We start from the raw sequence: 21,236 nt of genomic DNA on the forward strand, positions 1-21,236 counted from the left end.
CCCGACCGGCGGAGCGTTTTCTGCGGCGTTTTTAAACACCTAAGTTATTTCGGATGCCTGAAAAATTTGAAGAAATCGGAGTCCGGCTCCAATACCATGATATTACCGGACTTGCCCAAGCTTTGTTTATAAGCAATCATGCTACGATAAAACGCATAAAACTCGCTGTCTTCTCCGTAGGCCTTTGCAAAAATCTCAGCGGCCTTGGCATCACCCTCACCCCGCAGCACCTCGGAATCCCGGTAGGCATTGGCTAGAATGATCTCACGCTGCTTATCCGCATCCGCACGGATGCGCTCAGCAGCCTCGGATCCTTGCGAGCGAAACTCGCGCGCGACTCTCGCTCTTTCCGCCTCCATCCTTTGATATACCGAACTGCTGACTTCATTCGGTAAATCGATACGCTTGACTTGCACATCCACAATACTGATGCCTAATTTAGCCGCATGCGGCGATAAATTGGTTATCAACGCCTCCCTGATCGCGCTCCTATCGGTGGAAACCAGTTGTTTGATTTCTCTTTTGCTAAACTCGCTCCGGGCAGCATCTTTCATCATTTGATCAAGACGAATATTCGCCTGACCTACATCGCCGCCGACTGTAGTATAAAAGGTCTTTACATCCCCAATACGCCATTTGACGAAAGAGTCCACGAGAACGTTTTTCTTTTCCATGGTTAAAAACCGTTCCGGCGTGGAATCCATGGTTAGGATACGTGCGTCGAACTTTTTAACGTTGTTAATCAAAGGCCATTTGAAATGCAAACCCGGTGCGTAGTCAGCTCCGACAATTTCACCCAAACGGAATTTGATGACTCTTTCGGTTTCGGCAACGGAGAATACCGACATCAACAACACTATGATGGTTGCACCGACCGCAACGACTAATTTATTGCCCATATTATTAGCGCCCCCTCACGTCGCGTTCCCGCGCTGATGCGCGGATATCGCTTTCATATTTTTGAATAGGCTGGCTACCCGGCGATGTAGATTGCTCGGGTAAGGCTACCGCTTCGACAGCCGGAGCGGGGGAATTGCCAACGACTTTATCCAGCGGCAAATACATAATGTTATTACCGTCTTTGACGTCGACCAACACGCTGCTGGCACGATTCAATACCGTCTCCATCGCCTCGAGATACATCCGCTGTTTAGTCACTGCCGGGGCTTTTTTATACTCCGTCAACAACTGGGTAAAACGACTGACATCCCCATTGGCCTGTGCACTAACTTTTTCCTTGTAGCCTTCCGCCTCTTGCACGATACGAGACGCCGCGCCGCGCGCCTTAGGCAGCACATCGTTGGAATAAGCTTCCGCCTCGTTGATCAAACGCTGTTTGTCTTCACGAGCTCGGATCGCATCCTCGAACGCACCTTGAACCTGCTCCGGCGGCTGGGCATCCTGCAAGTTGACACTGGTCACCAAAATACCGGTCCGATAGGCATCCATGACTGCTTGAATTTCCGCTTTGATAGCGGATACGATTTCGCTACGCCCTTCGGTCAGCACGAAGTCCATGTTACTGGCACCGATCACGCCGCGTTCCACGCTTTCGGTCACCTGTTTAAGAGTCGAATTCGGATCCAACACATTGAACGCATAATCCTTGGCGTCTTTAACTTGATATTGCACCGCCAGCCGCACATCGACGATGTTTTCGTCTTTGGTCAACATCATCGCTTCTTTCGGTACCGATCCCATGGCCTGGCCGCTACCTGAACGGTAACCCACTTCGATAAAACGTTGCTGTTCGACGTTAATCACCTGAACTTGCTCAATCGGGGCGGGTATATGCCAATTCAGACCGGGCGTAGTGGTTTCCACGTAAGCGCCAAAGCGGGTGACGACCCCGCGAGTGCCCTCGTCCACGGTATACCAACCGCTGACTCCCCATAGCACTACTGCGCCGATAGCCAGATAGCCCAAACCGGCCATGGAAGAGCCTCCGCCGGAACGGCCACCGCCCGAACCGCCGCCGAAGATTTTTCCCAACTTTTCCTGCAGTGAACGAACGACTTCATCTAAATCGGGAGGGTTATTCCGGTCGTTCCGACCGCTCCACGGGTCATTCTTATCGCCGCCAGGCTCATTCCAAGACATATGAACACTCCAATTGGACTGTAAAACCAACGCTGAAGGCATTGCAATCGAAATCAACCGGCTTGCATCGCGCTAAAGCGGACCATTCTAACTTAAATTATCGTATCCGGTAAGCCGCCGGCGCCGCGCCGCCTCAGCCCGGCAAGGCCAACACTTCTTCGGCGCGCACGTCTTTCAACAAGCCTAAATTTTTCTTGTCGATTTCTATCGTCAGTTCGCATGCGCCAAAATCGTCGATTTTTTCTTCTAAAAAACGCACTTGGCCGAACCATTTGGCTTTCAAACCGGCCTGACTGGCCGGCAAAAAACATTTGCGTATCACTTTGCTGTCGCAAAAACATTGTTTCAAGGCTTGCAGCAACAAATCCACCCCTAGACCGGTTTGTGCACTGATCCAGACTGCTACCGGCCGGCCGTTTGCATCAAAATCGATGCGTGGCGCTACCTCTTCCAGCAAATCGATCTTGTTGTAAATTCTTAACTGGGCGATCGAGCCGGCACCGATGTCTTGCAGTACACGGTTGACTTCCAGAATCGTATCCTCGCGGTCCGGAGCATCGGCATCGATCACGTGCAACAACAGATCCGCCTCGCTGGCCTCCTGCAACGTGGACCGAAACGCGGCAACCAACTCGTGCGGCAAATGCCGAATAAAACCGACCGTATCGGCCAAAATAACCTCGGCATTTTGGTCTATCGGCAAATGCCGCAACGTCGGGTCCAGCGTCGCAAACAATTGGTCGGCGGCGTAAATGCCGGCGCCTGTCAGTGTATTGAACAACGTGGATTTGCCGGCGTTGGTATAGCCGACCAGGGAAACCGTGGGAATTTCGGCTTTTTTTCGTTTGCTGCGCCCCTGGTGGCGTTGTTTCTCCACTTTTTGCAAGCGCTGCTGTATCTGCTTGATCCTGACCCCTAGCAAACGCCGGTCGGTCTCCAGCTGGGTCTCACCCGGACCACGCAGACCGATACCGCCCTTTTGCCTCTCCAAGTGCGTCCAGCCACGTATCAGGCGGGTCGATAAATGCTTGAGCTGGGCCAATTCCACCTGCAACTTACCTTCGAAAGTTTGCGCGCGTTGGGCAAAAATGTCCAAAATCAAGCCATTCCTATCCACCACCCGGGTTTCCAGGGCTTTTTCCAAATTACGTTCCTGGCTGGGCGACAGCGGGTGGTTGACGATAATGATATCGGCCTGATGTTCAGCCACTGCGGCTTTTATTTCATCCAGCTTACCGAGGCCGACAAAATATTTCGGGTCTGGCCGGTGCCTGCTGCCGCAAACGGTATGAATAGGCTGAGCGCCCGCCGATTTGGTAAGTTCTTTCAGCTCGTCGAGATCTTCTTGTCCGACTTGCAAATTCAGGTGAACAAGTATGGCTCGTTCACCCGCATCGGGACGTTCGAACAAACAATAAACCTCTTAGTGTTGTTCGTCCCCTGCATCGCTATCGCGGTGCATGGTCACGTTTTTACTCGGCACGATGGTCGAAATGGCGTGTTTATAGACCATTTGATTGACAGTGTTTTTCAACATTACGACATATTGATCGAAAGAATCGACCCGGCCTTGCAGCTTAATGCCGTTGACCAGGAAGATAGATACAGGGGTATGCTCTTTTCTAAGCGCATTCAAAAAACTATCCTGCAAATTCTGTGCTTTCGACATCCTATTTCTCCTTATTATTGTTCTTGCGGGCATACATTACCCGCTCTAAGCATGGATTTCAACATAACGGGCACTAGGGTTTTCCACCCGGACTCAAGGGTAAGTTTGGGACGAATTACAAGCTTTTCAAGTTCCAAGAGCCACGAAAAAAAATTCGCAGCCCCAACATTTGACAGACAATAGCCGGCGGCGAAGCCGGAATTGCGAAAACATAACCGGATAACCTCAAAGCTAAGCCGCAATAATTAAGCCTTTCCGTTAGGCAACGCCGCCGACTTGACGGCGGATAGAAACCAACGCCGTTAACCCGGCAAAACCGCGTGTTAACTTATTTTTTTGTACTTGATTCGATGCGGCGTATCGGCATCGATGCCTAAGCGGCGATGCCGATCAGCTTCGTAATCGGCGTAATTGCCTTCGAACCAGACGACTTCGCTATCGCCTTCAAAAGCCAGCATGTGAGTGGCAACCCGGTCTAAAAACCAACGGTCGTGCGAGATCACCACCGCGCACCCCGGAAACGCCAGCAAGGCTTCTTCCAGCGCACGCAAGGTTTCCACGTCCAAATCGTTGGTCGGCTCGTCTAGCAGCAGCACGTTGCCGCCGCTTTTGAGCAGCTTTGCCAAATGCACCCGGTTGCGCTCGCCGCCGGACAGATCGCCGATACGTTTTTGCTGGTCCGGCCCTTTAAAGTTGAAACGGCCGCAATAAGCGCGGGACGGTGTTTCATATTTACCGACCGTAATCATGTCCAAACCATCGGAAATTTCTTCCCAGACGGTTTTGTTGTTATCCATATTGTCGCGGAACTGCTCGACATAAGACAGCTGTACCGTTTGTCCCATGGTAAAAGTACCCGAATCCGGCTGTTCGAAACCGGCCATCATCCGAAACAAGGTGGTTTTACCGGCGCCGTTCGGGCCGATGATGCCGACGATACCGCCGGGCGGCAACTTGAAGCTCAAATTGTTGATCAACAGCCTGTCGCCGAAACCTTTGCTGACGTTGTCGGCCTCGATCACCACATCGCCCAGCCGCGGACCGGGCGGAATATAAATTTCCTGGGTCTCGTTGCGTTTTTGCACTTCGACCGAAGACAATTCTTCGAAACGAGCCAGACGGGCTTTACTCTTGGCATGCCGGCCTTTCGGATTGGAACGCACCCATTCCAACTCGGCTTTCATGGCTTTTTGCCGCGAACTCTCCTGCTTTTCCTCTAATTCCAGGCGTTTTTCTTTCTGCTCCAGCCAGGACGAGTAATTGCCCTCCCAAGGAATACCCATGCCGCGGTCCAATTCCAAAATCCAGCCGGCGACGTTGTCCAAGAAGTAGCGATCGTGGGTCACCGCCACCACGGTGCCGGTGTAATCGTGCAAAAACCGCTCCAGCCAGGCCACCGATTCGGCGTCCAGATGGTTGGTCGGTTCGTCCAGCAACAACATGTCCGGCTTGGACAACAACAAGCGGCACAAAGCTACCCGGCGCTTTTCGCCACCCGACAACTTACTCACGTCGGCGTCCCAATCCGGCAAGCGCAAGGCATCGGCGGCAATCTCCAACTGCCTATCCAAATTATGGCCGTCGCATGCGTTGATAATGTCTTCCAGCTTGGCCTGTTCCGCCGCCAATTTATCGAAGTCGGCGTCGGGGTCGGCATAAGCGGCATACACCGCATCCAACTGCGCCAGCGCATCTTTGACGTGCTGGACCGATTCTTCGATGATGCCGCGCACGTTTTTAGTCGGATCCAACTCGGGTTCTTGCGGTAAATAGCCGATATTGATGCCTTTCAGCGGCACGGCTTCGCCTTCTATCTCCTTGTCCACCCCGGCCATGATGCGCAGCAACGTGGATTTACCGGACCCGTTCAGACCCAACACGCCGATCTTGGCGCCGGGAAAAAACGACAACGAAATGTCCTTCAAAATGTATTTTTTGGGCGGCACGACTTTGCCGACCCGGTTCATCGAAAAGATGTATTGCGCCATGGTTTTTCGAAAACTGAAAAAAATAAACCGGCATTATACCGTGGCCGAACCAATCACAAGGAGCAATTTGCTGCCAAGACCAAACCTGCCCTTTATTTTTGGGTTTGAACCGGACCGGTTATCGGTGGTGTAGAGCAAACCCGAACGGAAGCGGAACGTAAGCAATCGGAAAGCACATCCGCTAGACAGCGGCAAACGCCCACAACGTTACCATCGTTCAAGGAAAAATTAGACAGGGCTGAGCGTCGCAATGTCGCGATGACTAGCCATACCGTAAACACTGGCGGGACTAGAATGCCCGAAATGCACAAAGGCATACATTTCGGGCTGAAATACAGGATTCAGAGTAACCTGCTTAAGAAAAATACCGCCCCGAAACATCGGCTGCACGGCATGCGGTGTTTTTACAATCCGTTAAATATCGATTCAAATTCCGTTTCGGCCAAACTCGAACGGTCGCCTTATTTGAAGAGTTCTGCCGCTGCCGCTTTCAATTTGGCTTCGTCGGCCTGCATCGGCTTCATCATCGGATTTTGCGAACTTTTCGCACCAGCTACCAACTCGTCGGCAGTTTTGAATTTTGCTTTCAGCGCATCCACTGCAGGCGCGACTGAGCCGTTGTGACAGCCTTTGCAGGTATCCGCTGCGCCGGCGATGGATAAACTTGGAACAACGGTCGCTACGGCCAGCGTAGCCAAAGTCAATAGAACTTTTTTCATCTAAATCTCCTGGTTTTTTTAGTTATTATCAGCCTCTAATGCTCGACCGTTCATGCGTGCAACTTCGACCGGCCGAACGGTTTGGTGCAGCAGTTGAAATTCCGTCTGCGCGAAATTTTCTACCACAGCCACCCAAGCAATGCAAATTCTGCCAAGCTGCCGCGCCAACCTACCCCGCGTCGCAACCGCTTTTTGATCGTTCTCGGCCGACTTGTCGCCTTCGCTTGCCGACCCGTTTTAACCTTGCCGTAGCGACGTCAGGCAATACCAAGCTTAAGAATTATCGCAGTTTACGGCCGCAAGCGGACTTTGCCGCAACAACCCGCCCGAATCCGCAAACGGGTTTACTGCCGACCCTCGCCGGGTTTAGCATAGCGTAACCGACTAGCGAAAAATCCCCCGAGTTGTTATGCGCACTGCCTCGAAATTATTGAAACGTCTACCGCTGTTATTGGTCTGGCTGCCTTTCGCATCGCCGAGTTGGGCTCAGACCGCGAACGTAGGCAGCCCGGCTCCGCTGTTCCGGCTCGCCCAGCACGACGGCGGCGAGTTCAACTTGGCCAATCGGCGCGGCAACGGCTGGACCGTGCTGTATTTTTACCCGAAAGCCGGCACCCCTGGTTGCACTACCCAAGCTTGTGCATTTCGCGATGCGATAGACGCGATCCGGCAAAAAAACGCCGAAGTCTACGGCATTAGCACCGACGCGGTCGCCGACCTGCAACGCTTTCACCGCGAGCACCGCTTGAACTTTCCGCTGCTGTCCGACCCGGACGCGCAAGTCACCGACGTCTACGGCGTCAAAATGCCGGTATTGACTATGGCAAAACGCAGAACCTTTTTACTCGATCCCGACCTGGTGATCCGCCTGGTCGAAGACGACGTGGATCCGGCCCTGGACGCACAACGTATCGCCGATGCTCTAACCAAGCTGCAAGCGGCAAGCGCTCGATAAAGCTGTCGTTACCGGCGAGGCACCCAAGATACCGATTGGCGACAGCGTAAGCGACGTCTGTATGGTCTCGATTTGTTCTAATGCACCACGCCGCCGGCGCTCTAATTGAAAGTTGCGTGGCGTATGGCTTACTCCCCTAAGTTAGTCTATTAGACGCAAAGCGGCGCGCCCAACGGTGGTCAATTCGTTTTAAACCCTTGGCTATACGCATTTTAGGGTTTGAAATCAGGCCGATTGCCATTTCTGAACTTCGCCGTTTTGAGCAAAATTTGGTTGAATTATTAATGTACGCGACGAGCCGCCATCTGCAAAAGTTGGTCGGGAGTAATGCTCGTTATCGGCCAAAAGCCGCCACAGGACTTTCATTGCGAAATGACGGCAAACGGCCGATGGTTTTGCATCACAAATCCAACGGGCTTTTTGCGTCCTTGATGGTACGACTGGGCAAGGTATGCGTGTAGATCATGGTCGTGCGCAAATCGCTGTGACCCAATAATTCTTGAATGGTGCGAATATCGACGTTGGCTTGCAGCAGATGACTGGCAAAGCTGTGGCGAAACGTATGCGCCGATGCACGTTTGGCAATTCGGCTTCTGCGCACCGCAAGTTTTAGGGCTTGTTGCACATGAGACTCGTGCAAATGCCAGCGCCGATACTCTTCAGTGGAGGGAACCAGGGTGAGCGACTTTGCCGGGAACAACCATTGCCAGGCAAATTCTTTGGCGGCGTTTTTATATTTGCCATCCAGTGCCTTGGGCAAGAAAACACCGGCGGTGTTCGCCGCCAAATCCTGTTCATGCAGAACAGCAACGCTTTCAACCTGTGCCGCCAATTCGCTCGTTAACAGGGCCGGCATAGGCAGTGTTCTATCCTTCAGGCCTTTGCCGTCATGCACGGTCAACACTTGCAGGTCAAAATTCAAATCCTGCACCCGCAGTTTCAGACACTCGAACAGGCGCAGGCCGCAACCGTACAACAGCTTGGCGACCAAATCATAAGGCGGCTCCAACAAACCGATAATCCGATCGACTTCCGGTCGCGACAACACCACCGGAATGTAAGGGCGACGTTTGGCCCGCACCACACCCTCGACCTTAGTGAACTCCTTTTGTAATACATGCTTGAACAAGAACAGCAGCGCATTGAAGGCTTGATTCTGACTGGAAGCGGCGACCTGCTTGTTCATAGCCAGATGGCTCAAAAAATCTTTCACATCGTCCATATTCAGCAAGCGGACGTCTTTGCTCTTGGTATAGGCTTGAAATTGCTGCAACCAATAGCGGTAGGCTTGCCAGGTTTTGTTCGAATAATGCCGCACCTGGATTGCGGCTTGCAGTTGCTCGTAAACCGCCACCCAATTGGCAGCGCTTAACTTCGGCGACTGGTCGGCAGGCAAAGGTTTCGGAGTTTTTGGTACGGATCGTGTTAAAGCGGTCCGGATTACCGAAGCCGAAATGGGTTCGGCGAATTGCCTAGCCGCCCAAGGTTTAGTTGGCGGAGAATCGCCGGAGGGCGTTGACGGTGATTGAATCGCGCCAACCATCCGGTAATAGACGGCTATGGCACGGCGAGCTTGTTGGCGTTGGCTTTCAGACTGGCCTTTGCTTTGCAGCTTTTCGTCAAAAGCGGCAAAACTGGCGGTGAGTTCAGGCTTCGCGTCGTACTTGTCGCAAAAATCCAGATAAAACCGCAACCATTTTTGAAAATCACGGCGTTGTGGTTGCGGCACATTGCGTTGAACAAGCTGCGCCTCAAAGGCCTGACTGAGCGATAGGGGAACGGCTAACATGACAACCTCCAAAACAGCTATCTGCTCAGTTTGGATGATATACAGAAGGGAAAACCCCTTGCGGATCACATATTTATTGTGGCGACACAAAATTTATGGTAGATATACGGAAACTATCTAATAACTAGTTATGCATCTGATACGCGATGAGAATCCCGCACGATATTGAGGCCGAAATTTACTTCCTTAAGCCGGAAGAAGGAGGGCGAAGTACTCCCGTCTTTAACGACTATCGACCTCAGTTTTATTATGAGGGGCACGATTGGGATGCTAGGCATGTTTACCCTGATGTCAATCAAGTCAATCCTGGTGATACCGTCAGAGCCTATCTGGGTTTCCTCAGCCCTGCAGAACATTGGGGGAAACTTTATCCCAACATGAAGTTTGAAATTAGAGAAGGTACACGTATCGTCGGACGAGGGAAAATTACTCAAATTATTGAACTTGAAGCGTCAGCAAATCGAGCGAAGAAAACAAATGCATAACCCTGCGCTCAAAGGGACGATTCGCTGCGCTGCGCGCCACTTAGCTTTGCGTTAGACCGCCTATGCCACGCATCATTAAAAAACCAGGCGATGTCCTCAAATTTCCGCTATCCGCAGCAGGACATCATGCCTATGCACAATGGCTGTCCGATGGAACCGCACGCATTTTCTTGGCCGCCAATATTGCGGAGTTATCAGTTGATGAAGTAATGGCCTTGCCAGTAGCGTTCCGTGTAGTGGTATTCAACGACACGCCAAATCGTTATGGGTGGGCTAAGATTGGCAGGGCGGCTATACCTGAAGAATTCGCGAAACCTCAGCACTATGCCAAGAAGGATTGTATATCTGGAAAGTTAAGCATCTATTTCGAAGGTGTGGAGATGCCTGCGACACCAGATGAACTGCGAGGGTTAGAAACATGTGCCGTTTGGGCGCACCCACATATCGTAGAAAGATTGGAGGCTCAACTTGAAGGTCGAAAATCTAAGTTCCTTAAGTCCATTGAAGTTGTGGTCTAACCCGGCATTCGAGAGGGACGCCTATCGGCGCCCTCAATTTCACGTTAGGCACTGCTCCAAATGGATCCGCTGATCTATCTAATTGTTGGTGGTTTCGTCTTGGTTATTGCTATCGCTGCTATTTGGGGGCGAATCTCCTACCGTAAGCAGCTCATGCGTATTGCAACGGCTCGGCAAGCGCAATTGACTACCCGGCCGCAAACATCGATTTGCATCGAGCGCGATGGAGGGAAACTTTGGTTGCGCCCCTTCAATATCTATATTGACGGACAAAAGATTGGCGAGGTTTCACCTGAAGAGGTGAAGTATTTTGGTGTCGCTCCCGGAGAACACACCGTAGAGGTTCGCCTTGACTGGCTGCGCAGTTTGAGCGTCATGGTAGATGTGGTAAGAGACCAGTCATGTCATCTTCAGTGCGGCATCAAAAAGATGTTTTATGGCCCCAATGCACCCATATGGTCTTACCTGATCTTTCATCCCCGAAGTGTGCTTTACCTCGAACAGATTCCCTCTTCTGGGGGGCGGGAACCGAGAACCGACCGAAGGTCATTCCGCTAACGATTGGGTTTGCCAATCTGAGTGGCGATGACCTCGTGCCACTATTGAATGAAGATGCGGCGGCTCTTAGCTCCATGTTCAAAAACACGAACATCGCTCCTGTAACGCGCTTTCCGAGCTGCGAGATATTGTTCCTCTACTCTCACCTACGCGAAGACGGAACGCTTGCTGGTATCGATGTCCCGGCGGGGCTTCGACAGGTCGCAAAACTTACGAGCGCAACGATGATTGTGCTCGCATCTCCCAATTCTTCTGACGCTGCACAAAAGTCTGCGGCGCTTCCGGGCGAGAAGTCTGCAAATCTGGTGCTGACACTAAATCGCAATGCAGATGGATTCAGTAGGTTTTTTCGGGAGCTATTTGAGCGTATGGAAGTTGGAACGTCATTGCTACATGCATGGGTTGAACTAGCGCCGCAACACCCGAGTGCAATGCACAGCTTTGCACCAGCTACATTGCTCCTTGCAGAAGCTGGTGACATTCGCTTTCCTGATTCAGTGCCTAACCCATCCATCAACACGGACGCTGCGCGATGAAGCCGCGCAGCGCCGGTTATGTCAGACGTTATGCATAAATCGAAGGGGCACCACGATGGCTGACGCCAGCCTGGGACTTGAGGCCATTAAGGTGATCGCGTCCGTGGCAACACCGATCATCGTTCTCCTGCTAGGTATCTGGGCCAAGAACATTGCCGTTGACTACGAGCGGCGCGCAAGCCTGAATGGACGGATCATCGAAAGGCGGGTTGAGATATACGAAGAGGTCAAGACGGATATTAACGACATCTTTGTCTTCTTAACCCAAGTGGGGAACTGGAAAGAGTTCACGGCGCAACAAATAGTTGAAAAGAAGCGGCGGGTGGACAAAACCATGTACACAAGCCGCCCTTACTGGTCCGATGCAGCATTTCACGCATACATGGATTTCATGAATGCCGCCTTTGAAACCTATACCGGCGTTGCTGAGGATGCGAAGATTCGAACGGAGACATGGCAATTTGAAAAGCTTCCTCAGTGGGACAACGCCTTTTCGCGGTGGTTTTCTACCCAGCCGACAAGTTTGTCGGAGTTGCGCCTCAGGTATGACGCGCTCATGAAAATGTTGGCGGCGGATTTTGGCTATTACCAAGAGCAATGATGCATAACCAGTCGCTCCATCGGACGCCAAAAAGGCTACCGCCTTTTCGGCGCCGCTGAGCTTCGCGTTATGCAGGCACATACTTGTCAGAAGGAGCGTTAAGCAAAGCAACACTGTCTCGTAAAGCCAAAAATTAATTTTAGGATGTTTTAGATATGCCTCATGATCAACTTACCCTGGACTTTAAAATACTACGCTTCTCTATTCGTTTTATTGCTATTTTCGGTATTTTTGGGCCGCCATTAGGCATTACTTTAGCAAATGTCATTTACTTAATCTCACAAAAACAAACTCTGGCGTTTTCTTATAATGAGTTATTAATATCTTACTTTGAGATTGGATTAACAGTTCTGCTAAGTGGCTTATCAATACTTTCAATAAATTTATTTCGATATAGAATACGTAAGATTTATTTGACAAGGCGTTCCAATACACTTATTAGTGCAATAGTGCTATCTATATTCTTCTTGGGATTTTTTATACAAAACTTTATGGCGCATGGCTATGTTTCTAGAATTCTGCTATTCAGTACTTTTTTGGCTCCCATTTCTGGCGCTATTCTTGGTTTTTACACTGCGGCAAAATCATAGTGATATCTCTCATGATGACAATATTGGGCATAACACGTCGCTAACAGGGTGTTGAAATTTGCCTATATGCCTTCGGCTTCAAAACCATTTTTTGGTTTGGATGAGCCTCTGGAAGCCCGATCAGGCCTCAAAAACCGGTTTTAGCCGGTTATATTCGCCCCGAAGGGCGTTAAATTCCGCCTTTTGGCGGATTTCAGGCGCACTACCGCCTAGGCGGTACTGTATCGCCAGCCGAAAATGGCGCCCATCCGAGTCAGGTTATAGGCGGCAAAGGTAAAAATTGTTTGCGCGGCGACCTTCTTTAACCCCCGGAACTTGGTTTGGCGTAGCGGGCCGACCGTCTTGGCCCAACCGAAGACTTCTTCGATCCGCTTGCGGACATTGAGGCTTTTCCGGTAACCCTCATGCCGTGTGGTACGTCCGTCGATGGCCGAACCTTTTTCCTTGCTGGCGACATGCGGCGTGACTTTGCGCTGGCGTAACTTGGCGACAAAATCCTGCGTATCGTAATTTTTGTCGGCGGCCAAGGTCGCGCCCGGTTTGTGGATCGTGCGTTTGACCATGGCATGGGCCGCCTCGCGTTCTGCGGTGCCGGTGGCCTGGGTGACTTCGACGTCAACGACGAGGCCGTTGCGATTTTCCATCAAGGCATGACCGAGGAAAGCCAGCTGCGATTTGTCGCCCTCGCTCTTTTTGTACAGCCGAGCATCGGGGTCGGTAGTCGAGGCATGGGTTTCGTTGCTGCGTTTCTCGCCCTTGAAGTTGACCGTGGGATTGCGGCCGCCATCTTCCGGCGGCGGGGTCGAGCCGTCTTTCTTGACGAAACTCTTGTGCGAGGCCCAGGCTTGAATCAGTGTGCCATCTACGGAGAAGTGCTCGTCGGAGACAAGCTTTTTCCAATCCGCCAAGGCCAGTACCCGTTCGAAAAACAAGCGGCTGATCCGCTCATTCAGCAAACGGTCGCGGTTGGCGCTGAAGGTCGAGTGATCCCATACCTCGTCGTCCATCGTCAAGCCGACGAACCAGCGGTACAAGAGGTTGAAGTCGATATGCTCCACCAGTTGCCGTTCCGAACGGATGGAAAATAGCACTTGCAACAAACTGGCGCGCAACAAGCGTTCCGGCGGAATGGAATCTCGACCGCGACGAGCGTAGAGCGCGTCGAACTCGTCGTTTAGCGTGGCGAGCAACAAGTCGACCACTTGACGCAGCTTGCGTAGCGGATGCTTTTTGGGAATCCGGCTTTCCAGGGTTCGGTAACTGAACAGGTCTTCTTGAGTAATGTCGGCGCCGCGCATGGGGACAGTGCAATATATTGGAGATAGAACTATTTTATCATTTAGAACAATACTTTATGATTTGCCAACACATCTGACTCAACCAGCCAATGCGGGTTACAGGGGAGATAAAATCAACAGCCTGCTAAAAGGGACGCTCCGCTTCGCTGCGCGCCCCTTAGCTCGGCGTTAGGCTAAGAAAATGTCCGATACTCACTCGCTAATTCCCAAGGACAAGCACGACCTCGAGTGTGTTGACCGGTTGTCCCAACTTGGATATCCAGCTATCGCACCTATCCTGCCTCAGCTTTTAGAGTGGGTTCAAGATATTAACTGGCCAGTTGCATATCCTTTATCGCGTTTGCTAGCTTCAATCGGTGAGCCTGTAATTCCTCATCTTTTAGAGGTTCTGCATAGTGAAGACGGCATTTGGAAGTACAACTGTATTGAGTTTGTTATTAAGCCAATGCGCATGGATGTAAAGCGAAAACTGGCTGCCGAATTGGAGTTAATAGCAAAAATGCCTTCAAAAACTGATATTTTAGAAGAAGTGTATCGTGTAGCTCAGGAGGCTATTGATGAAATGGACTAACGATTGCGTCAACGTGACCGGTTTTCCGCTGCCGCTCCAAACCGGCCCGTTACGCTGGCGTTATGTTTCTCGGAGCGAAATACCATGAGTATGGATATAAATGTATTTCTAAATGAGTTGGACGATTCAATCGTTCCAATTTGGTTAGAAAAAATGCAAGAGCTCGGCATGTCTTGCCAAATTCATCCCGAGTTCTCGTTTCGCACGCATTCGGGGTTTTTGCCTTTTAAAATCAATATACGGGACCATTCTCACCCTGACTTAATAGGCAAAGATTACTATGCAGGGTTTGAGTTCTATTACGACCATTTCGATGTCAATAAGCATATAAAGCAGCCTAAGCAATCATGGATAGATAAACTCTTGAGAAAACCAGTACCCGTTGCATATTTCGCTAATGCGGAAATAGATCAACGGCTTAAAAAATGCACGAAATCAACCTTATTCAATTTTGGCTCATCGGACACTTTTGATCTGAGAATGGCGTTACTTGCATCTGCAACACTTACCGAGATAGCGAAAGGTATCTGCTGGCAAGCGTTTTCAGACGCATGGCCTAGTAGTGATACGATAGTTTCCCAAGCACTTAATGAAGTGTGCGAGTATGAAAAATCATTAACGCCTAAAGACTTCAAAGTGCATGAATTCAAAGGATGGATATGAAAAAACATAACGATTGCGTCAACGTGACCGGTTTTCCGCTGGCGCTCCAAACCGGCCCGTTACGCTGGCGTTAGGCAGCAAGCGAATGGCCCCCGAAGATCAACCTGATGTCCAATTTAAGATCACTTCCGACGAGGCAATTGTCTTGTTTGAATTTCTTCAACGATTCAGCAACACAGAAAAATTGGGCATCGAGGATCAAGCTGGAGAACGCGCACTCTGGAACCTCTGCTGCGTTTTTGAAAAGTACCTAGTCATGCCGTTTGATAAAGACTATCCAGAGTTGTTGCGTGAAGCACGCGAGCGGTTGCGCGATGAACCCTAGTCCTCCGCTACCTAACCCGGCGCTCAACCTCTCTCCTTTCAGTCGCTGGACGCTGCGCGATAAAGCCGCGCAGCGCCGGTTAGCTCTAAGTTGACTTTAACGCAATCCAATTGCCGGTGGTCAAGTTCGTCAGCAAGTGAAAGCCAACCGGCACATCAACCAGACTCCACTACGTTAATCAGGTCAGAGAGAGCCGCAGCTCGTTTGCCCACAGAACCGTGATAAGGGTCGGTATATGGCGCCCTACCTTAGACCGTTGGATCGTCGCTGCGCCGCCAATCCTGCAATACCGCATAGCAAACCGGCGTCAGCAACAGACTGGCCAGCATGCCGAACAGCAAACCCGCCGCCAGCGACAAGGTCATCGGTACCAAAAATTGCGCCTGCTCGCTGCTCTCCAGCAAGGTCGGCAAAAAGCCGGCAAAGTTGGTGATAAAGGCCAAAAAAATCGGCCTAAACCGGGCGGTGCAGGCATCGGCTATCAAACTGAGACGATCCGTGGCCCGGGCTTTGTGCTCGTGAATGTAATCCAACAGCACCATGGAATCGTTGACCACCACCCCGCTGGCCGCAATCATGCCGACCAAGGACTCCATCGACAGCGGCATGCCCAGCGCGGCGTGGGCCAGCACCGCGCCGCACCAGGCCAGCGGCGCGGCCAGCAAAAACACCAACGGCAAGGCGTAGGAACGGAACGCCACGGCGATCATCGCGTAAATCGCGCACAAGGCCATCGCCGTATTGCGCGCTAACACCCGCAAGGTCTGCTGCTGTTCCTGGCGTTCGCGGCCGAATTCGGCCTGCAAGCCGGCAAAGCGGCTGTGCAGCGCCGGCAAGGCTTGCCTTTCCAGATCGGCGTATATCGCGTTCAAATCGGCCAACGCCGGATCGACCCGCGCCGCAACTTCCAATACCCGCTGCCGGTCGCGGCGGGTCAATTGCGACACGCCCGGCTCGAACTCCAGCTTGGCGACGTGGGCCAACACGCTGTAGTTGCCGTCCGGCAAAACAATCGGCAAACGATATAAGTCGTCCAAACTGCGGCGCTGCTCTAACGGCAAACGCACCATGACCTTGACTTCGCTGCGCCCACGCTGAAAGCGTTGCGCTTCCGCGCCGTAATACGCCTGGCGGACTTGCTCGGCCAGATCGTCCAGGCTCAAGCCCAGCGCAGCGCCGGCTTCGGTCAGGTGCAAGCGCAACTGCGGCTTGCCGGCCATGTCGGAATCGAGCACGTCGTAAACGCCGGGATAAGCCGACAGCGTTCGCTTTAACGCCGCCGCCGCTTCGCGCAAGCGTTGCGGATCGGCCGCGGCCAAGTTCAACACGATGTCGTAAGGCACATCGCCTTCGCGGACGATGAAATCCAGGCGCGCGCTGCCCAGCTCGCCGATGCGGCGGCGCCATTCGCGCACGAAATCGTCGACTTTGATGCGCTGCCTGGCCTGCGCCGACAATTCCAGCCAAAAACCGGCCTCCTGCTCCCAAATCAAGGTTTCCTGGCCAATCAACACCCCATATCCCGGCTCGGCGCGTTCCAGTTCGTCGCGGTAATCCAGCAGCGCCCGCTCCACCCGCTCGGCCAGCGCCCGGGTTTGCCCCGGCGCGGTACCGGGCGGCACGCTCAAACGGGCCCAGAACGCGTCTTTGCTGATGTCCGGATTCATCGCCTGGCGTACATGACCGCCGGCATACAAGCCGCCGGTCAGCAGCAATAGCGCGAGGAACAGCGACAGTACCAAGTAGCGGTTGTCTAAAGCCCAAGCCAGCAACGGCCGGTAGCGGCCGACGATCCAGGCGTGCAAGCCCCGGTTGACGCCGTCCCGCCAGCGCGCCAATCCGGGAAAGCGCTCGGGCCGGCCGGCCGGCACAGCCAGATGCGCCGGCAAAATCAACAAGGCTTCCGCCAGCGAGAACAGCAAGGTCAAGATCATGATCCAGACGATGGGCCGCATCATCGCCCCGCTCCATCCCGGCAAAAACAGACCGGGCAAAAACGCCGCCGCGGCAATGGCGATCGAAAGGCCCACCGGCAATGCGACCTTTTGCACTCCGGCCGCCGCCGCGCTTAAAGGATCGACGCCCGGCCGCTGTTGCTCGCTGTGCACGCTCTCGCCGATGATGATGGCGTCGTCGACCAAAATGCCCATCGCCAGCAAAAAGCCGAACAACGACAACATGTTCAACGACAGACCCAGGATAGGCATGCACCATAAGGTACCGAGCACCGAGGTGACGATACCCATGCCGGCCCACCAGGCGACCTGGGCGCGCAGAAACAAGGTCAGCACCAGCCAGACCAGCACGAACCCGCTCAGCCCGTCTTCCAGCAAGGTATCGATGCGTTGCTCGAACGCGATCGAATCGTCCCACCAGGTTTTCAGCCGCACCCCGGCCGGCAAGCCGGCCTGGGTACGCTGCACGTAATCGCGCACTTGCTGCGCCACGCCGATGCCGCCGGCTTCGGCATGGATTTCCCAACCCTGGGCCGGCAAGCCGTCGTGCCGCCAGTACAAGGTCTTTTCGCCCAAGCCGTCCTTGACCGTCGCCACGTCCCTCACCCGCAACAGCGCGCCGTCAGGCCGGATCATAATCGGCAAATCGGCAATCGCATCGCCGCTACGCGCCGCGCCGCGTACTTGCAATAACAGGTCGCCGGCCGGGGTTTTCAGCGCGCCGCCGGCCAAATCCAGCGAGGCTTGGCGAATCGCCGCCGCCAGCCGTGCCGGGGTCAGGCCGTATTGCCGTAAACGTTCGGCCGCAACTTCGATGCCGATTTCGTATTGCATGCGCCCGTAATCCACGGCCTGGCTGACGCCGGGCAAGGCCGTCAATTCGCCGCGTATTCTTTCCCCCAGGTTTTTCAAGGCCAAAGGTTCGACCTGCCCGTATAGCGCCACCCAAATCACGCCGTCGTCGTCGCGCCGGGCTTCGCGCACCTCGATTTTTTCCACCGATTTCGGCAAACGGGTCAATGCATCGATCCGGCCGCGCGCCGCACTCATCAAGGTTTCCCGGTCGTGGCCGGGCGCAACGCCGACCTTGATCTGGCATTCCCCCTCGAACACCCCGGTATCCAAATGGTGGATACCGGGCAAATCGTGTATTGCCTCTTCCAGCGGGATGCAGACCGCGGTTTCCACGTCGGCCGGCCCGGCACCGGGATAAAAAGCGACGACTTCGAATTGGCCGGGACTGAAGCGCGGATACACGTCGCGCTGCAAGGTCAGCAAGCCGCTCAAGCCGCCCAGCCAAATCAGCAACATCAACAAATTGGCGGCCACCGGATTGGCGGCAAACCAGCTTAGCCAGGAACGGGCGTTCGACCGGGAAGCGCTCATGCCGGCATCCGCTTAGCGCTCGGCATCGCCGGTCTCGACGACCACCCGCTGCCCGGCGACCGGTGCGTCCAAGCCGGACACCACCACCCGGTCGCCGGCCTGCAAACCGCCACCTATCCAGACCCGCTCCGCATCGCTACGCAGCACCGGCAGGCGGCGAATTTGCAAGGTATCGCCGGCAACGACCAGCACCGCTTCCTGGGCGGCGTTCAAGGCCGCGCGCGGCAATTCGAACACGCCGTCCAATTCCCGACCTTCGATTTCCGCGCTCAGAAAAGTCCCCGGCAACAAGGCCGGATCGCGTTCCGGCTCCTCCAAACGCGCCACCCAATATTCCAAACCGGTCGCCGCATCGACCATGCCTTCGCGGCGCACGATACGCGCCTGCCGCCGCACGCCGCGCTCGGCGCTCAGCCACACGGTAGCACCGCTCTCCGCGTCCGGTAAATAGCCGATCTGGGTTTGGTTCAGCGGCAACCGCACTTCGGCGGCTGCATCCGCGTATATCCGCCCCAGCGCCTGACCGGGCTCTACCGTTTGTCCGGTACCCACCCGTTTTTCTTTCACCCGTCCGCTAAAGGGGGCGCGAATTTCGCAACGGCTACGTAAAAACTTGGCGTCGGCCAATTCGGCCTCGGCCTGTTTCAACCGAGCCGCAGCCTCTTGCAGCTGCGGTTCGCGTAGCGACAGCGGCGTGGGTTTACCCTGCCCCAGCACCTGCCATTCCCGGCGCGCTTGCTGGGCCGCCGCCTGCTCTTCGGCCAGTTTGCGTTTGGCTTCGGCTAACTGGGTTTCCGCCCGCACCACCGCCAAATCGTAGGCGCGCCCGGCCAGTTTGACCAACACGTCGCCGGCCCGGAAACGGCCACCGGCGACAAAACCCGCCGCCACGGCCTCTACCCTGCCACCGGCTTCGGAGGTCAAATCGATTTCCCGCACCGGCTGCAGCACCCCCTGGCTGTGCACCGGCAAACGCAAGCGTTGCGGGCTGACGCTAACCACCTTGACTACCGGCAACGGCGCCGCGTTTGCTGCACTGGGGGGCGCCGAACCTGCGGCCAGCCAGAGGCTGCCGGCCGCAGCCGCCAGCAATACCGCGGCCGGCAGTACGAATTTCCGCTTCCCGCCGCTCACGCGCCGCCGCCCAGGGCCAAATAGAGCGCGAGGCGATTGTTCAACAGATTCAACCGCGCCTGCAACAACGCGGCTTGCGCAGTCAGCGTGCTGCGGTAGCTGTCTAATAAAGTCAAAATGTCCACGGTACCGTTACGGTAGGAATAAATCGCCAGCTCCCGGCTGGTCTCGGTTTGCTTGACCGCCCCGGCCAAGGCCTGTTCGCGCTCGAGCAGCTTGCGCTCGGCGGCCAAACTTTGTTCGACCTCGCGCAAGGCGTTCAATACCGTTTGCCGGTACAGATACAGGGCTTCGTCGCTTTGCGCCGCGCGCAGATCAATATCGGCCTGCAAGCGGTCGCCGGCGTACAAGGGTTGGCTCAAGCCCAGGGCCAGATTCCAGGCCGCCGCACGCGGATCGCTCAAATCCGCCAGGGTATTGCCTAAACTGCCGCCGCCGGCCGCTAAATTTACCCGGGGTAACAAGGCTTTGCGCGCGCTGCTCAGTCTATGGTCTTGAGCACGCAGCCGGGCGAAAGCCGCGACGATATCCGGACGGCGGGTCAACAACTCGGCCGGCAGGCCGGCAGGCAACGGTTCCGGCAGCTCCGGCAGTTGCCGGCATAAGCCGGTTTCGCCGGCCGGATAGTGCCCTAACAACACGTCCAGCCGGCGTTGACCGAGTTGAATCCGGTTATCGGCGTCCTGCAATTCGGCGCGGGCGTCGTTCAAGTCGGTCAAGGCCAGGCTCAAATCCAGACCGTCCGCCAGCCCCAAGTTGAAGCGGCCTTGCAGCAAATCGACCAAGGTCGCCCGGTCGTCTATGGAGGCTTGCACCACCGCCAGCCGCTGCCGGGCTTCCGCCAACTCGAAACAGGTTTGCACGGTAGCCGCCGCCAGCGACAAGCCCGCCCCGCGCCAATCGGCTTCAGCCGCGTCGGCGCTCAAGTCGGCCGCTCGCCGCGCATCCGCGATGCGGCCCCACAGGTCCCATTCCCAGCTCAAATTCAGCGGCAATGTCCACAGCGTGCCGTCGTCGGCATAGGCCCGGGCCTCCCGGCCGGCGCCGGCGTGCGCAAAGCCGGGCGCCAACTCCAATTGCGGCCGGGCCGGCGCGCCTTCGATGCGCGCTTGAGCCCGGGCTTGACGGATGCGCGCCGCGGCGGCCTGCAAATCGTTGTTGCCGTCCAAAGCCGCCGTCACCAATGCGACGGCGTCGGGGTAGCGAAAGCTAGCCAGCCATGCGCCGACTTCGCCTTTTTGTGCGGCGACCGGCCGCGCGCGCCAGCTGACCGGCAACGGCACCGTTTCCTGCAACGGATCGCGTGGCGGGGTCTGCACGCAGCCGGCCAGAAAGCACAAGACCCAAGCGGCCAATAGCCGGTTCCGCAGCGAACCGGAACGTTTATCGCACCTGC

At 54.6% G+C, this 21,236-nt stretch carries 21 protein-coding genes; 10 read left to right on the forward strand and 11 right to left on the reverse strand.

Annotation, left to right across the window (positions count from 1 at the left end; translation table 11 throughout):
• Positions 1 to 44 precede the first annotated feature (44 nt).
• The 6 genes from hflC to AB0A83_RS16355 form a co-directional block, all read right to left on the reverse strand.
• Entirely contained in the window at positions 45 to 899 is an 855-nt protein-coding gene (hflC, locus tag AB0A83_RS16330; RefSeq protein WP_150050210.1) for a protease modulator HflC, read from the reverse strand.
• Positions 900 to 903: 4 nt separating this feature from the next.
• Positions 904 to 2,100 carry an FtsH protease activity modulator HflK gene (gene hflK, locus AB0A83_RS16335; RefSeq protein WP_367154734.1) on the reverse strand — a complete coding sequence of 399 codons (1,197 nt, stop codon included), beginning with the start codon at positions 2,098 to 2,100 and terminating at the stop codon, positions 904 to 906.
• Between the two features lie 133 nt (positions 2,101 to 2,233).
• The gene (gene hflX / locus AB0A83_RS16340) at positions 2,234 to 3,511 is read right to left on the reverse strand and encodes a ribosome rescue GTPase HflX (RefSeq protein WP_150050214.1); all 1,278 of its coding nucleotides are present in this window, start codon (positions 3,509 to 3,511) and stop codon (positions 2,234 to 2,236) included.
• A 12-nt stretch (positions 3,512 to 3,523) separates the two neighbouring features.
• A complete protein-coding gene (gene hfq / locus AB0A83_RS16345; protein ID WP_150050216.1) occupies positions 3,524 to 3,769 on the reverse strand; it encodes an RNA chaperone Hfq in 246 nt (81 codons plus the stop codon).
• Between the two features lie 323 nt (positions 3,770 to 4,092).
• Positions 4,093 to 5,757 carry an energy-dependent translational throttle protein EttA gene (ettA, locus tag AB0A83_RS16350; RefSeq protein ID WP_367154735.1) on the reverse strand — a complete coding sequence of 555 codons (1,665 nt, stop codon included), beginning with the start codon at positions 5,755 to 5,757 and terminating at the stop codon, positions 4,093 to 4,095.
• 461 nt (positions 5,758 to 6,218) lie between these two features.
• Positions 6,219 to 6,476 carry a hypothetical protein gene (locus AB0A83_RS16355; RefSeq protein ID WP_150050220.1) on the reverse strand — a complete coding sequence of 86 codons (258 nt, stop codon included), beginning with the start codon at positions 6,474 to 6,476 and terminating at the stop codon, positions 6,219 to 6,221.
• A gap of 409 nt (positions 6,477 to 6,885) precedes the next feature.
• Here AB0A83_RS16355 and AB0A83_RS16360 point away from each other — a divergent pair, with 409 nt between their 5' ends.
• Positions 6,886 to 7,431, forward strand: a complete 546-nt coding sequence (locus AB0A83_RS16360) for a peroxiredoxin (protein WP_367154736.1) — start codon at positions 6,886 to 6,888, stop codon at positions 7,429 to 7,431.
• A gap of 400 nt (positions 7,432 to 7,831) precedes the next feature.
• Here the strand turns inward: AB0A83_RS16360 and AB0A83_RS16365 are convergent, their stop codons facing one another.
• Positions 7,832 to 9,220, reverse strand: coding sequence for an integron integrase (locus AB0A83_RS16365; protein ID WP_367154737.1), 1,389 nt, complete (start codon positions 9,218 to 9,220; stop codon positions 7,832 to 7,834).
• Positions 9,221 to 9,366: 146 nt separating this feature from the next.
• On the opposite strand from AB0A83_RS16365, the gene AB0A83_RS16370 reads away from it, so the two are divergent.
• From AB0A83_RS16370 to AB0A83_RS16395, 6 genes are all read left to right on the forward strand, one after another.
• Positions 9,367 to 9,705, forward strand: a complete 339-nt coding sequence (locus AB0A83_RS16370; protein WP_367154738.1) for a hypothetical protein — start codon at positions 9,367 to 9,369, stop codon at positions 9,703 to 9,705.
• Positions 9,706 to 9,767: 62 nt separating this feature from the next.
• Entirely contained in the window at positions 9,768 to 10,223 is a 456-nt protein-coding gene (locus AB0A83_RS16375) for a hypothetical protein (RefSeq protein WP_367154739.1), read from the forward strand.
• Positions 10,224 to 10,283: 60 nt separating this feature from the next.
• Positions 10,284 to 10,781 carry a hypothetical protein gene (locus AB0A83_RS16380; protein ID WP_367154740.1) on the forward strand — a complete coding sequence of 166 codons (498 nt, stop codon included), beginning with the start codon at positions 10,284 to 10,286 and terminating at the stop codon, positions 10,779 to 10,781.
• Between the two features lie 35 nt (positions 10,782 to 10,816).
• Positions 10,817 to 11,317 (forward strand): hypothetical protein, encoded by a 501-nt coding sequence (locus AB0A83_RS16385; RefSeq protein ID WP_367154741.1) that lies wholly within the window; start codon positions 10,817 to 10,819, stop codon positions 11,315 to 11,317.
• A 55-nt stretch (positions 11,318 to 11,372) separates the two neighbouring features.
• Positions 11,373 to 11,918 carry a hypothetical protein gene (locus AB0A83_RS16390; protein ID WP_367154742.1) on the forward strand — a complete coding sequence of 182 codons (546 nt, stop codon included), beginning with the start codon at positions 11,373 to 11,375 and terminating at the stop codon, positions 11,916 to 11,918.
• 155 nt (positions 11,919 to 12,073) lie between these two features.
• On the forward strand, positions 12,074 to 12,508 hold the full coding sequence (locus tag AB0A83_RS16395; RefSeq protein ID WP_367154743.1) for a hypothetical protein: 435 nt from the start codon (positions 12,074 to 12,076) through the stop codon (positions 12,506 to 12,508).
• Between the two features lie 209 nt (positions 12,509 to 12,717).
• Here the strand turns inward: AB0A83_RS16395 and AB0A83_RS16400 are convergent, their stop codons facing one another.
• A complete protein-coding gene (locus tag AB0A83_RS16400; RefSeq protein ID WP_367154744.1) occupies positions 12,718 to 13,806 on the reverse strand; it encodes an IS5 family transposase in 1,089 nt (362 codons plus the stop codon).
• A gap of 181 nt (positions 13,807 to 13,987) precedes the next feature.
• Here AB0A83_RS16400 and AB0A83_RS16405 point away from each other — a divergent pair, with 181 nt between their 5' ends.
• The 3 genes from AB0A83_RS16405 to AB0A83_RS16415 all read left to right on the forward strand — a co-directional run bounded on the left by AB0A83_RS16405 (position 13,988) and on the right by AB0A83_RS16415 (position 15,365).
• The gene (locus AB0A83_RS16405; protein ID WP_367154745.1) at positions 13,988 to 14,377 is read left to right on the forward strand and encodes a DUF5071 domain-containing protein; all 390 of its coding nucleotides are present in this window, start codon (positions 13,988 to 13,990) and stop codon (positions 14,375 to 14,377) included.
• Positions 14,378 to 14,461: 84 nt separating this feature from the next.
• Positions 14,462 to 15,040, forward strand: a complete 579-nt coding sequence (locus tag AB0A83_RS16410; protein WP_140913071.1) for a hypothetical protein — start codon at positions 14,462 to 14,464, stop codon at positions 15,038 to 15,040.
• Between the two features lie 85 nt (positions 15,041 to 15,125).
• Positions 15,126 to 15,365, forward strand: coding sequence for a hypothetical protein (locus AB0A83_RS16415; protein ID WP_367154746.1), 240 nt, complete (start codon positions 15,126 to 15,128; stop codon positions 15,363 to 15,365).
• A 248-nt stretch (positions 15,366 to 15,613) separates the two neighbouring features.
• Here AB0A83_RS16415 and AB0A83_RS16420 read toward each other — a convergent pair whose 3' ends face one another.
• From AB0A83_RS16420 to AB0A83_RS16430, 3 genes are read right to left on the reverse strand one after another with little or no spacing between them, the layout of a single operon-like run.
• On the reverse strand, positions 15,614 to 18,706 hold the full coding sequence (locus tag AB0A83_RS16420) for an efflux RND transporter permease subunit (protein WP_367154747.1): 3,093 nt from the start codon (positions 18,704 to 18,706) through the stop codon (positions 15,614 to 15,616).
• A 12-nt stretch (positions 18,707 to 18,718) separates the two neighbouring features.
• Positions 18,719 to 19,840 (reverse strand): efflux RND transporter periplasmic adaptor subunit, encoded by a 1,122-nt coding sequence (locus tag AB0A83_RS16425; protein WP_367154748.1) that lies wholly within the window; start codon positions 19,838 to 19,840, stop codon positions 18,719 to 18,721.
• Positions 19,837 to 21,195 carry an efflux transporter outer membrane subunit gene (locus AB0A83_RS16430; RefSeq protein WP_367154749.1) on the reverse strand — a complete coding sequence of 453 codons (1,359 nt, stop codon included), beginning with the start codon at positions 21,193 to 21,195 and terminating at the stop codon, positions 19,837 to 19,839. Before AB0A83_RS16430 ends, AB0A83_RS16425 begins: the two co-directional genes overlap by 4 nt.
• Positions 21,196 to 21,236: the final 41 nt, after the last annotated feature.

This window comes from Methylomonas sp. HYX-M1, assembly GCF_040741385.1.
Taxonomy (GTDB): domain Bacteria; phylum Pseudomonadota; class Gammaproteobacteria; order Methylococcales; family Methylomonadaceae; genus Methylomonas; species Methylomonas rhizoryzae.

Excerpts from the sequence above, each read along its gene's own strand:
- AB0A83_RS16395 (WP_367154743.1), top strand. The coding sequence starts at position 12,074 with ATGCCTCATGATCAACTTACCCTGGACTTTAAAATACTACGCTTCTCT.
- hflC (WP_150050210.1), bottom strand. The coding sequence starts at position 899 with ATGGGCAATAAATTAGTCGTTGCGGTCGGTGCAACCATCATAGTGTTG.
- AB0A83_RS16390 (WP_367154742.1), top strand. The coding sequence starts at position 11,373 with ATGGCTGACGCCAGCCTGGGACTTGAGGCCATTAAGGTGATCGCGTCC.
- hfq (WP_150050216.1), bottom strand. The coding sequence starts at position 3,769 with ATGTCGAAAGCACAGAATTTGCAGGATAGTTTTTTGAATGCGCTTAGA.
- AB0A83_RS16400 (WP_367154744.1), bottom strand. The coding sequence starts at position 13,806 with ATGCGCGGCGCCGACATTACTCAAGAAGACCTGTTCAGTTACCGAACC.
- AB0A83_RS16420 (WP_367154747.1), bottom strand. The coding sequence starts at position 18,706 with ATGAGCGCTTCCCGGTCGAACGCCCGTTCCTGGCTAAGCTGGTTTGCC.
- AB0A83_RS16375 (WP_367154739.1), top strand. The coding sequence starts at position 9,768 with ATGCCACGCATCATTAAAAAACCAGGCGATGTCCTCAAATTTCCGCTA.
- AB0A83_RS16370 (WP_367154738.1), top strand. The coding sequence starts at position 9,367 with ATGAGAATCCCGCACGATATTGAGGCCGAAATTTACTTCCTTAAGCCG.
- AB0A83_RS16355 (WP_150050220.1), bottom strand. The coding sequence starts at position 6,476 with ATGAAAAAAGTTCTATTGACTTTGGCTACGCTGGCCGTAGCGACCGTT.
- AB0A83_RS16415 (WP_367154746.1), top strand. The coding sequence starts at position 15,126 with ATGGCCCCCGAAGATCAACCTGATGTCCAATTTAAGATCACTTCCGAC.
- AB0A83_RS16380 (WP_367154740.1), top strand. The coding sequence starts at position 10,284 with ATGGATCCGCTGATCTATCTAATTGTTGGTGGTTTCGTCTTGGTTATT.
- AB0A83_RS16410 (WP_140913071.1), top strand. The coding sequence starts at position 14,462 with ATGAGTATGGATATAAATGTATTTCTAAATGAGTTGGACGATTCAATC.
- AB0A83_RS16360 (WP_367154736.1), top strand. The coding sequence starts at position 6,886 with ATGCGCACTGCCTCGAAATTATTGAAACGTCTACCGCTGTTATTGGTC.
- AB0A83_RS16365 (WP_367154737.1), bottom strand. The coding sequence starts at position 9,220 with ATGTTAGCCGTTCCCCTATCGCTCAGTCAGGCCTTTGAGGCGCAGCTT.
- hflK (WP_367154734.1), bottom strand. The coding sequence starts at position 2,100 with ATGTCTTGGAATGAGCCTGGCGGCGATAAGAATGACCCGTGGAGCGGT.
- AB0A83_RS16405 (WP_367154745.1), top strand. The coding sequence starts at position 13,988 with ATGTCCGATACTCACTCGCTAATTCCCAAGGACAAGCACGACCTCGAG.
- ettA (WP_367154735.1), bottom strand. The coding sequence starts at position 5,757 with ATGGCGCAATACATCTTTTCGATGAACCGGGTCGGCAAAGTCGTGCCG.